Genomic DNA, 11,775 nt, shown 5'->3' on the forward strand with positions numbered 1-11,775 from the left:
CTGATAACCGGATGATTGATACTGACGCACCACAGTAGTAGGGTGCGTCAGAAGCCGTCAACCTGACTGATAACCGGATGATTGATACTGACGCACCACAGTAGTAGGGTGCGTCAGAAGCCGTCAACCTGACTGATAACCGGATGATTGATACTGACGCACCTCTTTTTATTATTGGATGGAACCTTGAATAGAATCCGGTAGAGGAGGTAAAGGAACATCACCTTCAACTGGTGTCAGTGTCGCTTTTGGTTGAGATGCAGCTTTATTAGCCTCAATAATTTCTGCGATCGCTTCACTAAAATGAGTTTGAGTCACCCGCTTTTCTGATTTAGGTTTATTTTCTCTAGCCGCTGCGACTACAGATTGAAAAACAGCATTTTTAATATCTCTACCTGAGACATCAGCAAAGTCTTTAGCTAGTTGGGCAAAATTAACAGAATCATCTACAGGAAGTTTACTAGGGATTTGGGCTTGCCAAATTTTTTCTCTAGCCTCTTCCGTAGGCATTTCAAACTGAACTTTCCAGCGAATTCTACTAATAAAAGCTGGATCATAGTTCCTAATTAAGTTAGTGGCAAAAATCACAATGCCTTCATAAGCTGACAATTGCTTAATCATGACACTGCGAGTCAAATTAACAGCAGTGTCCGTGGCTTGAGTCACATTTTCTAAGCGTTTACCTAAAAATGAATCGGCTTCGTCAAAAAACAAAACAGCTTTGTTATCTGTCGCAAAGTCAAATGCACCTTTAATATTTTTAGGAGTTTCGCCAACATACTTAGATTCTATCTGTTCATAGGGAACATCGAGTAATTTCATCTTTAAAGCATGAGCAAGCGCTTCAGCAGTCAAAGTTTTTCCGGTTCCTGGTGGACCAGAAAAATTCACAGAAAGCGCTTTATCTAATTTGTGCTTTTCTGCCATTCCCCATTCTTGATAGATTAAATCTTGATATTCAAGTTCAGCCAAAATTAAATCGACCTGATGTTTAGTGCTTTCTGGCAATATAACATCACTTAAAGTATATTTAGCATCTCTTAAATAGAGACTAAAATCTATCTTAGATTGGGAATCATTATCTTTTTCTGGTTCATCTTGATCATTATTAGTAATTGGAGTAGAATTTGGCTTTTGGGGATTCACATTTACTTTTGCACCCCCAGCTTTCCGAAAATCATCTATCCTTGGCATAGTTTTTTACCTGAATTCTTCTTGATATAAACTTAATCCCAACCAGCTAAAATACCAATTTCAGCTTGCGCTCTGTTTCTGGGAAAATATCTAGTCGCATATTCAGGTACTCCCTCAATATTGAAAACTTGGGCAGGTTTAACATCCACATAATTGGGGTCCCAAATTTCCATGACAATTTCACCTTTTCTTGTGCCTCTATAAAATATCACATATAAAGTGCTGCCAATACCAAACTGTGTAATCAAAATAGGCTCAATTGAATTCTCCCAAATGGGCTCTAATTTTTCCAAAATAATTTCTGGAGACATTGCATCATTTTGGTGTTGTCTGATAAACATTTGAGTGAATGCACTAAAACCTCTGCGGCTATTGCTATAGACCCTTTCACTATCAGGATTGACATCTTGACTGCTATCTCTCCACTCCGACTGTTGATTGCGTTGTTGTTTTTTAGGGTTAATTGGATCGAATCTTGGCATAATGTTTAACTCCTTGTTTTAGTCAATTTGGATAATCAAAGCATTAAAAAATAACTTTTTTTTCATGTTGCTGTAAGGAGCTAAAGTCTGATTTACTTTTTCTAATGCTTTCCCGAAAGGACTAGCTTGCATTAATTTTACGACAGGATTATTAGCGATTTCCGCTGGCGGTTCTGGTACAGTCACAAACTTAGAAAATAACGGAGTAAATAATGAACGGCTGATGTTTACCCAACGGTCATATTCTCTCCCCGTTAGCTGATTATCTAAAACATAGATCAACTCTAATTTAGAAGGAGGGACATTAGATTCAATAACTAAATCCCGTTGATCGAGTTGAGGAATTTTATAACCTCTATCACTATCTTGTGTTTCTGTATCATAAAGCCAAATCTTGAGATACTCAAAGTCACATTCTGGAATACTTCGAGATTGAAGAAAAATGACTCTGGCAATTAAATCATCAAAAAAAGACTGGATTCGGGGGGTGATTTTAACTTTACCATTGGGTACAGTATCGCCGGGAACACCAATCAGTTCGATACTTTTTAAAGTTCCCTGATTTTCAGGAGAACGAAACCCAATTGTCATAAATAGATTTTCATTGTTAGCATAACTTGGCATGACAAATTCCTGTTAATCTTAGTTCCAATTTTGCAGTTGTAATCGTCTAGCTTCTGAACGATTAGTCGGTAGTGGCGACTCTTGAGGAGCTTGTTCTAAAATGAACACTTCAGAAGGTTTAGTATTGTAGTTTACAGGGTCCCATATTTCCATGACAGTTTCGCCCAAAACTGCACCTGCATAGAAAATTACATACAAAGTAGCAACTAAGCCAAATGCTGCAATGAGAACACCAAGAATAACAGTTTCCCACAATCGTTGCAATGTCCAAACCAAAGCATCTATAAATGCTTTTACTGCTCTTCCCAGCCATTCGATCAACTGATCGACTAAACTGCCTACCCATGTGAAAAATCCCATATAAATCTCCTTAATCCTCTAACAATTAGAGTCCAAAATACTTAGGCCAAAGATAGTGTAGTGACAATCGGATTTTGCTTTGTTGGTAGTTGGGATTGATTTTCCGCAACTTTTAATGAAAAAATCATGGATTTACTTTGATAGCTTCTCGGATGAAATATTTGCACAAAGGTCTGTTGTGCTTCATGAAAAATAGCAATTATCCAATTAGAGGAATAGCCTAGTTCAGCGCGTAACCGAGATTCTATCTGATACCAGTTTTTATCCAAATACTGAGCAATTAGTGCTAAATAGCGTTCAGTGGCTTCCTTGATGTAGCCAAAAATCTTTTTTGCTGACGCGACTAGATTGTTCCATAATCTAGCAAAAGCCTGAGATAAAGCATTAACTATCACTGCTGCCCCATATCCTACGGCATATCCGAAAAAAAATCCTATAACGGCACTGATTAAACCAATAACCAGTTGTGCTAGAAACTCAAAAATAACATCCATAGTATAGAGTTGTGCTTTATGTAGTCAGAGCAAGATATTTTGGGGATAACTTATAGCGCTACACATTACAGTGAAGATATAATTACTACCCAAGAACTCCCACTGCGATCACTGCTAAGGCTGTGACTGGTTGAGCCTGTCTCGTCTCAGTAGTGTACTGCTATCATTCTTTCCCCAGTGTATATCCGATCGCCTGACCCCTGCAACCAGAAAAAAACAGATTTTCTGGTCAATTTTGTGACAAAATGTCAAACGAATGCCAGAAAAAACCTGATTTTCTGATTCAGAACTGAGTTATAATGGCTGAAACCCTTACCAAGCCTAAGTTTATGGATATAACGGAATTGTTACAATTTGTGGATAGGTTGGTGTCACAACAGACGGGAGAACACCTAGACGACCTACAAAAGTCGATCATTCAAGGACTGTTGACAGGGAAGACTTACAAGGATATCGCGGAAGATATCGGGAATGATGGCTACAATGAAAACTATATCGGAGATGTTAGCCGTAAATTATTTAAGATTTTATCTCAACAGCTTAACGAGGATATTAAAAAATCCAATTTTTGTTGGACTCTGGAAAGGGCAATAAATTCCCAAATATTTAGCTTTAATAACAATAATGTGACTTTGTGTCCTTATTATCCGAATGGCAATTCTGAACAGGAAGAACAAGCGATCGCTACTCCCCAACTACCGCCACCCCAAAAAATATGCCACGATTTAACCATGGCACCTAAAATCTGGAAATTTGGCGATCGCACTGATGAAATAGATACCCTATCCCGTTGGTTAATTGATGAAAGTATCCCCTTAATATCAGTGGTGGGAATAGCGGGAATTGGCAAAACTACCCTAGTCAAAAAATTAGTCGATCGCCATAAAGATAATTTTGAGGTGGTGAGTTGGAAAAATCTAAAACTGTCACCACATTTAACGCCTATTGCTAATGATATTTTAACTAAATTTAATAAGGAATCCAGCCCCAAAGATTATCAAATCCATGACCTGATTAATCTGTTAATACAACAAAAATGCTTGCTAATACTTGATGATTTACAAGAACTATTTATCAGCGGCAAGTTGGCGGGACAATACCAAAAACCATATAAAAACTATAGCCAATTTTTGAGGACGATCGCACAAATTGAACATAAAAGCAGCATTATTGTCATCAGCCAAGAACAATCCCAAGAAATGTTATTATCCCTCAATAATGACCTATATCCTATCAAATCCTTAACTTTATCCGGCTTGAATAGTGTAGACATTTTAGAGAGCCTGCAATTATCAGACCGAGAAAGCTGGTCAAATTTAATCGAAATATACGAAGGTCATCCAGTCTATTTGGAAGATATTTGCTATTTAATTAGGAATATGTTTTGCGGTAAAGTCTCGGAGTTTTTGGCAGAAGACACCCCGGTAATCACGGAATTAATGAGTAGTCAATTAGGAGAAGTTTTCGAGCGATTATCTTCCATGGAAAAAGCGATCGCCTTACAGTTAAGCCAAGTTGACCGTCCCCTGTCGCGATCGCAGTTAACCGAAAAATTATCCCTATCCTCGACGGAGATCATCAAAGGTTTACAATCTTTGCAGAGACGATGCTTGCTAAAAACCATGGAAAATGGTACAATGATGTTCCGTTTATCTCCGGTCTTTAAACAATATATATGGAAGGGTTCAATGAGGGGTCTACCTGAAATCTGAGAGTTGGAGGGTGGTTTCCGGGTGATCATCTGGTGAGGGTGAGGGGTTATAGGTAGGATTAACTAATGTGAAAGTATAGCGATCGCTAATGCAAAATTTGCGATAAAGTGGGGTCTAATAATACAGAAATTAGTATAGCCCTATGAATCAACAGCTTAACGTCATGTCAAAATGGTGGCATTTGTTGGCGGGAATGATAGCAATAGTGATGGTATTGCTATTGTCCACTGCGCCAGCTATGGCTACAGGAGTTTATCAAATGCCAGACTTGAAAACTGGCGATCGCACTTGGATTATTGATGATGAGGATATTCTCAGTCGCGCTACCGAAGGCAGAATTAACCAAAACCTGGAGAAACTAGCCGAGACGGGGTATGAGGTCCGGTTAGTGACGATCCGCCGCCTGGACTACGGAGAAACAGCCCAAAGTTTTACAGATCAGTTGTTTGAGAAATGGTTTCCCACCGCAGAAGAGGCCGCTAATCAAACTCTGTTGATGGTGGATACCCAAACCAATAATAGCGCCATCCATACCGGAGACAAAGTAAAAGAGTTGCTAACTCCTGAGATCGCCGAGAGTGTTGCCAACGAAACCCTACAAGTCCCCCTGCGAGAAGGTGAGAAGTATAATGAAGCCTTCCTGGCGGCCACGGATCGTATAGTCAAAGTCCTCTCAGGACAAGGAGATCCCGGCGCACCTAAACTCCTGGAAAATCTGCAAGTGGGGAGTACATTTAAATCGGCTGAAGAAACGGACGACAAAAGTGCGACGATCTTAGTTGTGGTAGTCCTAGTAATTGCCACAGTCGCACCTATGGCGACTTATTATTACCTTCAACGGCCTTAAAAATGGGCTGATTTAAATCGATGCAGTTTATTGATCGCACTGAAATTGAAGTAGAAGCGGGAAAAGGGGGAGATGGCATAGTTGCCTTTCGCCGGGAAAAATACGTCCCGGCTGGAGGTCCGGCGGGAGGCAATGGGGGCCGAGGGGGGTCTGTGATCCTGAAAGCGGTGGAAGACTTGCAAACTCTCCTGGACTTCCAGTATAACCGTCGCTTTAAAGCTGATGATGGCAAACGAGGCGGCCCGAAAAATAAAACGGGGGCATCGGGAAGCGATCGCATTATCGAGGTCCCCTGTGGTACAGTGGTCTATGATGCCAATACCTTAGAGCTGATGGTGGATTTAGTCACCCCTAATCAGGAATTTTGCGTGGCGGCTGGGGGTAAAGGCGGTTTGGGAAATAGTCATTTTCTCAGTAACCAAAACCGCGCCCCTGATTATGCTTTACCGGGACTACCAGGAGAAAGTCGGCGACTACGACTAGAGTTAAAATTGTTGGCAGAAGTGGGGATTATTGGTTTACCGAATGCGGGAAAATCAACTCTGATTTCGGCAGTATCTTCCGCCCGTCCCAAGGTGGCAGATTATCCTTTTACTACCCTAATTCCTAATCTGGGAGTAGTCCGTAAACCGACGGGAGATGGGACGGTATTTGCGGATATTCCGGGATTGATTGAAGGCGCACACCGAGGGACTGGACTAGGTCATGAGTTTTTGCGCCATATAGAAAGAACCCGCATTCTCCTACACATGATTGATATTACCGACACAGACCCGATCGCTAATTATCAAATTATTCAACAGGAGTTAATCGCCTATGGGCGAGGTTTGGAAAGGCGGCGGCAAATTCTGGCGCTTAACAAAATTGATGCGGCGGGGGACTCGGAGGAAAGAAGTAAGGCGATCGCTTCTCAACTTGAGGCGATCGCCGGGGTTCGAGTGTTCCTTATTTCGGCGGTAGCCCGCATTGGTTTGGAGGCACTTTTACAGGAAGTTTGGCGATTTTTGGATGACTTAAAGACCGAGGAGTAATTTGGCGGTACTTAAATAAATCCAGATCCCCAAAATATCGACAATGGTGGTAATAAAAGGAGAGGACATCAAGGCGGGATCTAACCCAAAGGAATGAAACAGAAAGGGTAATCCCGCCCCGGCGGTGGCGGCAATAATAGTAATACAAAGTAAACTAATCCCGACGGTTAAACCGATTTCAATTTGTCCTAAAAAGACAAACACCATCCCAATTACTACCACCCCTAATAAAATCCCCAAAAGTCCGCCAGTCATGGACTCGCGTATAATCACCCAAAGGGGTTTTTTATATTTCAATTCTTCGGTACTTAACCCGCGAATGACGACGGTAGAAGACTGGGCTCCGACATTCCCACCCGCATCAATTAACAGAGGGGTAAAAAAGGCTAAAGCGACGACCTCATCAAGGACGGCTTCAAAATTGCTCATCACCAAAATAGTTAAGGCGTTGGTGATTAACAAAATGAATAGCCAGGGGATACGTTTACGGGTAATGGTGGCTAAATTGGATTGGAAATAGCTTTCCCCCTCAGACCTGACAGCACCCATAATATAAATATCTTCGGTGGCTTCCTTTTGCAAAATATCGATCGCATCATCTACGGTTACGACTCCGACTAAGGTATGATCGCGATCGACCACAGGTAAAGCCACTAAATCATAACGTTGAATGGAACGGGCGACTTCTTCCTGGTCTGTATCTGTTTGGGCAAAAACGACATCAGGATTAATGATATCACCGAGGAATTGATCAAGGTCAGCTAATAATACATCCCGCAGAGAAGCGACTCCCATTAACCGCCGCTGTTCATCAACTACATAGACATAATAACTCACTTCGCGATCGCGTGCTAATTGTCTAATGCGATCGGATGCCTCTTTAATGGTTAAATTGTACCTCAAAGCGATATATTCAGGGGTCATGAGACGGCCGGCTGTTCCCGCCTGATAACCTAATAACTGAGAGGTGGCTTTACGTTCTTCGGGTGAGAGTTGGGCGAGAACCCGCCGCACTAACCGAGGGGGTAATTCATCAAATAAACCCGCGCGATCGTCGGGAGCCATACTATTGACAATCTCTAATAATTCGGAATCTCGAAACTCCTCAATTAAAGACTGTTGAATATCTGTAGAAAGGTGTTCATAAACTTCTACGGCTTCTGCTTTAGAGAGTAAACGAAAAGCAGTCAATTGCATGGCTTTGGGCAACCCATCTATTGCCTCAGCAATATCGACAGGCTGCACTGGCAATAATAGAGTTTTAACACCTTCCCAGTTGCGATCTTCTAATAACAGTCGCAATTGTTCCCTAACAATGGCTCGCAATTCACTCCGGGAACTCTTTTCCTCAATCTCCTGCATAGTTTTAGCTCCTGGGAATAATTAACTACAGTATTAAGGATATAGCAAAATCACTATGATCTAGTATATTCCCGCTCAAAAATAGTGACTTGCTATACATGAACATGAGTGCATTTTGCTAAAATAAGGGGGTGTCACCTAGGACGGGAGGAAGTAACATTGAACTCTGACACAGATACGATTCAATCTATAGATCCCATTCAGTGGGACGAAAAATTTATCTCAACTTCTCATGCTGAACCGAGTTTTTACTATTTCGCCTACGGTTCCTGTATGTGTCCGGTAGATTTGCAACGGACTCTAGGTGAACCTACTCATTCCTATGTGATCGGACCTGCTACTCTACGGGGTTATCGGTTGGGGTTTTATCGCCATTCCCGGCGGCGCAATTGTGGCGCTTTGGATATAGTTAAAGATGCTAATTCTTCTGTGGAAGGGGTTTTGTATCGACTTCCTTGGCGTTTAAGCGATCGCCTTGATGAACGGGAAGAGGTGAAAATTGACCCGGATAAACAGGTTCATATTGGCGGATATCGCCCAGAAATGATTGACGTACATTCTCAGGGTAAGGATTATCAAAACGTGCGGACTTATATGGTCATTAATAAACTCACCCAAGAATTAGCCCCCAATGATTGGTATTTTAATGTAGTTTTACGGGGTGCAGTTACCTGTGGTTTAACTCAGGAATATTGTTGGCAACTATTTAACCATATGTATAATCTGCAACGCCAACAAGTTAATTATCAGAATTCCTAATTAATTATCAATGGGTTACTGTAGAGACCAGCCTAGCCTGGTCTCGGCTGATGATTAGACCTCAGAAATCATTGACTTCTGCAATAATATCCAAGCTGGTTTTTGCCTGATTATTGGTATGCTTATAAAGTTCCCGTAAATAGATATTACCATTTTGATATTCAATGTAAAACATCCATTTTGATGTCGGGTCAATATCTACGGTGTAAATCTTAGCGTGAGTCCCCTTTAATCGCTTGAGGCGACTCATAGGAAAGTATTGATTTTGATAGGATTGGGGATTTTGTAACTCCGCGATCGCCGCCAAAAATTTCAGTTGTTGAGGTTCGGAAAAAACTGCCATAGCTTGGCGAATAATACCGCGATCGTCAATTAATGGGGGAAATGGTGATGACATCAATAACTATCCTTGTGGTCAATTATTTTTTGATATATGGAGTTACCGACCTGTCGATAAGCTGTAGCAGCATGACGGCTTTCTATGGCTTTAAATAGGGTGATTGACAGGCGATTAAATAGGGGGTCTTCGTCAATGGTGAGAATTACGCGCAGGTAGTAGTTAACAATAAATGAGTATAGGGAAGAACGGTAGTTATCTTTGAGATGAAATTGACAAAACTGATGAAGTCGTCTACTCCGCAGACTAGAGTTAGTTAATAATAAGGGAAGCCAATGTTCAAGTTCCTTGAGGATAATTAATTGTTCTTCCTGACTAAATTTAGCTAAGTCCTGATTAAACTCATCAGTGGATTCAAACACAAGATCCATAATAGATTCACCCCTCACCGTGATTAAGCGATCGCTCACTATGTCTTCTGTTTCAATAGGGCCAGGTGCTGGTCAGGAAAACTATTACGGAGGCGAAAGCTAAAACCCCTTGGAGTAAATTACCGAGGACGGTCCCGACAAAAATCCCGATCGCCGCCTTAACAGCGGAGCGCACCCGCAGACCCAAGACCAAATCCTGACGATAGAGAAATTCTCCGACAAAAGCGCCCACCAAAGGACCTATTAACAGTCCTAATAAAGGTCCGCCAAAAGGTAAAGCTGGTAAGAGACCAAAAAACCCCAATAATAAGCCAATGATCGCGCCAATTTGTCCCCATTTACTAGCGCCAGCTTTTTTAGCACCCAGATAAGCACTGAGGAACTCAACACCGACACTTAAAAGCAGGACAGCGATCGCCACACCAATAGGCCAGCCCATACCAGAAAAACCAGCAAAGATAGCCCAAATCAAAATAGCGGTAACAATCAGACCTGATCCAGGCAGCCCCGGAACGACGGCTCCGATGACTCCCAGGAGCATTACCAGCACCAATACCCAGTATAAAAATAGCATTGTCTACCCCATTTTAAGTTGTAATTTTCGTGGCATTGGACCAACCAGAGCGCTCCAAAGTATCAGCCAATTTATCAGCAATTCCCTCGATCCAAACTTCATCTTGTTTGGTATAACTGCGGGGAGTATTCGCCCCCAAAATCAAGACACCGCGATCGCCCATAGGTTGGCAGATGACACCCTGAGTATTAGGAGGCAAATAGTCAAACTCAATCCTTCCGGGATACAAGGCCAAATTTACCAAGTAAACCGGTTTGCGGGTCTTCTGAACCCGTTTAACAATAGGTCCGGGTTCGACTTGAGAATTAACCCCTAAAACGCCGCGTCGGAGTAACACCTGAGCATCCCAAACCACCAAAAGCGATCGGGTGACGGTATTAGTTAACAACATCAGAGAAGCCCAAGCTAGTTCAGTTTTGACCACATCAGGCAAATCCGGCTGGAGTTCAAAACCTTGGGGACCCTCCAACTCCACAGCGTCCGGTGGGACAGGTTGAATTTGCTGCCACAGTAAGCCAGTCAAAATCAACAAAGCGCTTAATATGACTCCCAAGGCATCCGAGCGGGCTTGAGAGTCCAAAATCTGGGGGGTTTCTAAACGATTGACGAGCAATAGCACCCCCCCTAAACCCCCCACAACCAGGGGCAAAAGTCGCAGAACTCGGTTAGAATTTATTTGAGCCATTTATGAGAAGCTCTAAAGGACAACTGAGATCCGATCAACCCACTTCTGAAGGATCAATAATCCGCTGGAATAAATAGCCAGTACCGCGAGCGGTCAAAATCAGTTCTGGGTTGCTAGGATCATCTTCTAACTTAGCTCTGAGCCGGGAAATATGCACATCCACGACGCGAGTATCAACATGGCGTTCGGGAGTATACCCCCAGACCTCCTGGAGAATTTCGGATCGGGAAAAGGGTTCTCCTGACCGACTCACCAAGAGTTCCAATAGGCTAAACTCCATCCCGGTTAAGCGGATGCGTTCATCACCTTTGTAGACCTGTCGCTTGTTGGTGTCAATCCTAATACTGGCAATTTGGATAACTCCAGAACTGGGAATTCCAGAAGCGCCATTTTTATCAATGCGACGCAGGACGGAACGGATACGGGCCTCTAGTTCCTTGGGTGAAAAGGGTTTGACGACATAATCATCTGCGCCTAATTCTAACCCGGTGATGCGATCGGCGACATCCCCCAAGGCGGTGAGCATAATAATGGGAATGTCAGACTCCTTCCGTAATTCCTGACAAACTCCGTAGCCATCTAGTTTAGGCATCATCACATCCAAAACCACGAGGTCAGGTTCTGTCTGGCGGAAGATTTCTAAAGCCTCTTCCCCGTCGGCCGCAGTTACTACATCGTAACCGATCATAGAAAGGCGAGTTTCCAAAATCCGGCGGATGCTGGCTTCGTCATCGACAACTAAAATTCTTTCCTTATGGTTTTCCAATTGACCTCAATACTCCCTCTATAACACTAGACTTACTTTCATATAGTTTAACTGTAGGTGCGATCGCCTCTATTGTGCGGGTGGCATATAGCGCGTGTTGATCCCATTGTTTGCATA

At 42.5% G+C, this 11,775-nt stretch carries 15 protein-coding genes; 4 read left to right on the forward strand and 11 right to left on the reverse strand.

Features of this window, described 5'->3' with window-relative positions; all coding sequences use genetic code 11:
* Positions 1 to 171: 171 nt before the first annotated feature.
* From P5683_RS06860 to P5683_RS06880, 5 genes are read right to left on the reverse strand one after another with little or no spacing between them, the layout of a single operon-like run.
* Positions 172 to 1,194 carry an ATP-binding protein gene (locus P5683_RS06860; RefSeq protein ID WP_006623424.1) on the reverse strand — a complete coding sequence of 341 codons (1,023 nt, stop codon included), beginning with the start codon at positions 1,192 to 1,194 and terminating at the stop codon, positions 172 to 174.
* 32 nt (positions 1,195 to 1,226) lie between these two features.
* Positions 1,227 to 1,676, reverse strand: coding sequence for a hypothetical protein (locus P5683_RS06865; RefSeq protein ID WP_006623423.1), 450 nt, complete (start codon positions 1,674 to 1,676; stop codon positions 1,227 to 1,229).
* Between the two features lie 18 nt (positions 1,677 to 1,694).
* Entirely contained in the window at positions 1,695 to 2,300 is a 606-nt protein-coding gene (locus P5683_RS06870; protein ID WP_006623422.1) for a hypothetical protein, read from the reverse strand.
* Positions 2,301 to 2,318: 18 nt separating this feature from the next.
* Entirely contained in the window at positions 2,319 to 2,660 is a 342-nt protein-coding gene (locus P5683_RS06875) for a hypothetical protein (RefSeq protein ID WP_006623421.1), read from the reverse strand.
* A 41-nt stretch (positions 2,661 to 2,701) separates the two neighbouring features.
* The gene (locus P5683_RS06880; RefSeq protein WP_006623420.1) at positions 2,702 to 3,154 is read right to left on the reverse strand and encodes a hypothetical protein; all 453 of its coding nucleotides are present in this window, start codon (positions 3,152 to 3,154) and stop codon (positions 2,702 to 2,704) included.
* Positions 3,155 to 3,453: 299 nt separating this feature from the next.
* On the opposite strand from P5683_RS06880, the gene P5683_RS06885 reads away from it, so the two are divergent.
* From P5683_RS06885 to obgE, 3 genes are all read left to right on the forward strand, one after another.
* Positions 3,454 to 4,866 carry an NB-ARC domain-containing protein gene (locus P5683_RS06885; RefSeq protein ID WP_315639476.1) on the forward strand — a complete coding sequence of 471 codons (1,413 nt, stop codon included), beginning with the start codon at positions 3,454 to 3,456 and terminating at the stop codon, positions 4,864 to 4,866.
* A gap of 142 nt (positions 4,867 to 5,008) precedes the next feature.
* Positions 5,009 to 5,713 (forward strand): photosystem II repair protein Psb32, encoded by a 705-nt coding sequence (psb32, locus tag P5683_RS06890; protein ID WP_006623418.1) that lies wholly within the window; start codon positions 5,009 to 5,011, stop codon positions 5,711 to 5,713.
* 20 nt (positions 5,714 to 5,733) lie between these two features.
* Complete coding sequence (gene obgE / locus P5683_RS06895; RefSeq protein ID WP_006623417.1) at positions 5,734 to 6,744, forward strand: GTPase ObgE; 1,011 nt, start codon at positions 5,734 to 5,736, stop codon at positions 6,742 to 6,744.
* On the opposite strand, the gene mgtE is transcribed toward obgE, so the two are convergent.
* Positions 6,727 to 8,106: a magnesium transporter gene (mgtE, locus tag P5683_RS06900; protein WP_006623416.1), complete on the reverse strand. Its 1,380-nt coding sequence runs from the start codon at positions 8,104 to 8,106 to the stop codon at positions 6,727 to 6,729. The two genes, obgE and mgtE, sit on opposite strands and share 18 nt — an antisense overlap.
* Before the next feature lie 159 nt (positions 8,107 to 8,265).
* Here mgtE and P5683_RS06905 point away from each other — a divergent pair, with 159 nt between their 5' ends.
* Positions 8,266 to 8,865, forward strand: coding sequence for a gamma-glutamylcyclotransferase (locus tag P5683_RS06905; protein WP_008054917.1), 600 nt, complete (start codon positions 8,266 to 8,268; stop codon positions 8,863 to 8,865).
* Positions 8,866 to 8,926: 61 nt separating this feature from the next.
* Here the strand turns inward: P5683_RS06905 and P5683_RS06910 are convergent, their stop codons facing one another.
* From P5683_RS06910 to rpaB, 5 genes are read right to left on the reverse strand one after another with little or no spacing between them, the layout of a single operon-like run.
* Positions 8,927 to 9,262 carry a hypothetical protein gene (locus P5683_RS06910; RefSeq protein WP_006623414.1) on the reverse strand — a complete coding sequence of 112 codons (336 nt, stop codon included), beginning with the start codon at positions 9,260 to 9,262 and terminating at the stop codon, positions 8,927 to 8,929.
* Positions 9,262 to 9,633: a hypothetical protein gene (locus tag P5683_RS06915; RefSeq protein WP_046318476.1), complete on the reverse strand. Its 372-nt coding sequence runs from the start codon at positions 9,631 to 9,633 to the stop codon at positions 9,262 to 9,264. Before P5683_RS06915 ends, P5683_RS06910 begins: the two co-directional genes overlap by 1 nt.
* A gap of 52 nt (positions 9,634 to 9,685) precedes the next feature.
* A complete protein-coding gene (locus tag P5683_RS06920) occupies positions 9,686 to 10,207 on the reverse strand; it encodes a DUF456 domain-containing protein (RefSeq protein ID WP_006623412.1) in 522 nt (173 codons plus the stop codon).
* Between the two features lie 13 nt (positions 10,208 to 10,220).
* Positions 10,221 to 10,892: a cofactor assembly of complex C subunit B gene (locus tag P5683_RS06925; protein ID WP_315639471.1), complete on the reverse strand. Its 672-nt coding sequence runs from the start codon at positions 10,890 to 10,892 to the stop codon at positions 10,221 to 10,223.
* Between the two features lie 34 nt (positions 10,893 to 10,926).
* A complete protein-coding gene (gene rpaB / locus P5683_RS06930) occupies positions 10,927 to 11,658 on the reverse strand; it encodes a response regulator transcription factor RpaB (RefSeq protein ID WP_006623410.1) in 732 nt (243 codons plus the stop codon).
* Between the last annotated feature and the right edge of the window lie 117 nt (positions 11,659 to 11,775).

The sequence above is a fragment of the Limnospira sp. PMC 1279.21 genome, assembly GCF_032349615.1.
Lineage (GTDB): Bacteria > Cyanobacteriota > Cyanobacteriia > Cyanobacteriales > Microcoleaceae > Limnospira > Limnospira fusiformis.

What these genes read in the sequence shown, in the direction of transcription:
- P5683_RS06860 (WP_006623424.1), bottom strand. Translation starts at nt 1,194, where the DNA reads ATGCCAAGGATAGATGATTTTCGGAAAGCTGGGGGTGCAAAAGTAAAT.
- P5683_RS06865 (WP_006623423.1), bottom strand. Translation starts at nt 1,676, where the DNA reads ATGCCAAGATTCGATCCAATTAACCCTAAAAAACAACAACGCAATCAA.
- P5683_RS06870 (WP_006623422.1), bottom strand. Translation starts at nt 2,300, where the DNA reads ATGCCAAGTTATGCTAACAATGAAAATCTATTTATGACAATTGGGTTT.
- P5683_RS06875 (WP_006623421.1), bottom strand. Translation starts at nt 2,660, where the DNA reads ATGGGATTTTTCACATGGGTAGGCAGTTTAGTCGATCAGTTGATCGAA.
- P5683_RS06880 (WP_006623420.1), bottom strand. Translation starts at nt 3,154, where the DNA reads ATGGATGTTATTTTTGAGTTTCTAGCACAACTGGTTATTGGTTTAATC.
- P5683_RS06885 (WP_315639476.1), top strand. Translation starts at nt 3,454, where the DNA reads ATGGCTGAAACCCTTACCAAGCCTAAGTTTATGGATATAACGGAATTG.
- psb32 (WP_006623418.1), top strand. Translation starts at nt 5,009, where the DNA reads ATGAATCAACAGCTTAACGTCATGTCAAAATGGTGGCATTTGTTGGCG.
- obgE (WP_006623417.1), top strand. Translation starts at nt 5,734, where the DNA reads ATGCAGTTTATTGATCGCACTGAAATTGAAGTAGAAGCGGGAAAAGGG.
- mgtE (WP_006623416.1), bottom strand. Translation starts at nt 8,106, where the DNA reads ATGCAGGAGATTGAGGAAAAGAGTTCCCGGAGTGAATTGCGAGCCATT.
- P5683_RS06910 (WP_006623414.1), bottom strand. Translation starts at nt 9,262, where the DNA reads ATGTCATCACCATTTCCCCCATTAATTGACGATCGCGGTATTATTCGC.
- P5683_RS06915 (WP_046318476.1), bottom strand. Translation starts at nt 9,633, where the DNA reads ATGGATCTTGTGTTTGAATCCACTGATGAGTTTAATCAGGACTTAGCT.
- P5683_RS06920 (WP_006623412.1), bottom strand. Translation starts at nt 10,207, where the DNA reads ATGCTATTTTTATACTGGGTATTGGTGCTGGTAATGCTCCTGGGAGTC.
- P5683_RS06925 (WP_315639471.1), bottom strand. Translation starts at nt 10,892, where the DNA reads ATGGCTCAAATAAATTCTAACCGAGTTCTGCGACTTTTGCCCCTGGTT.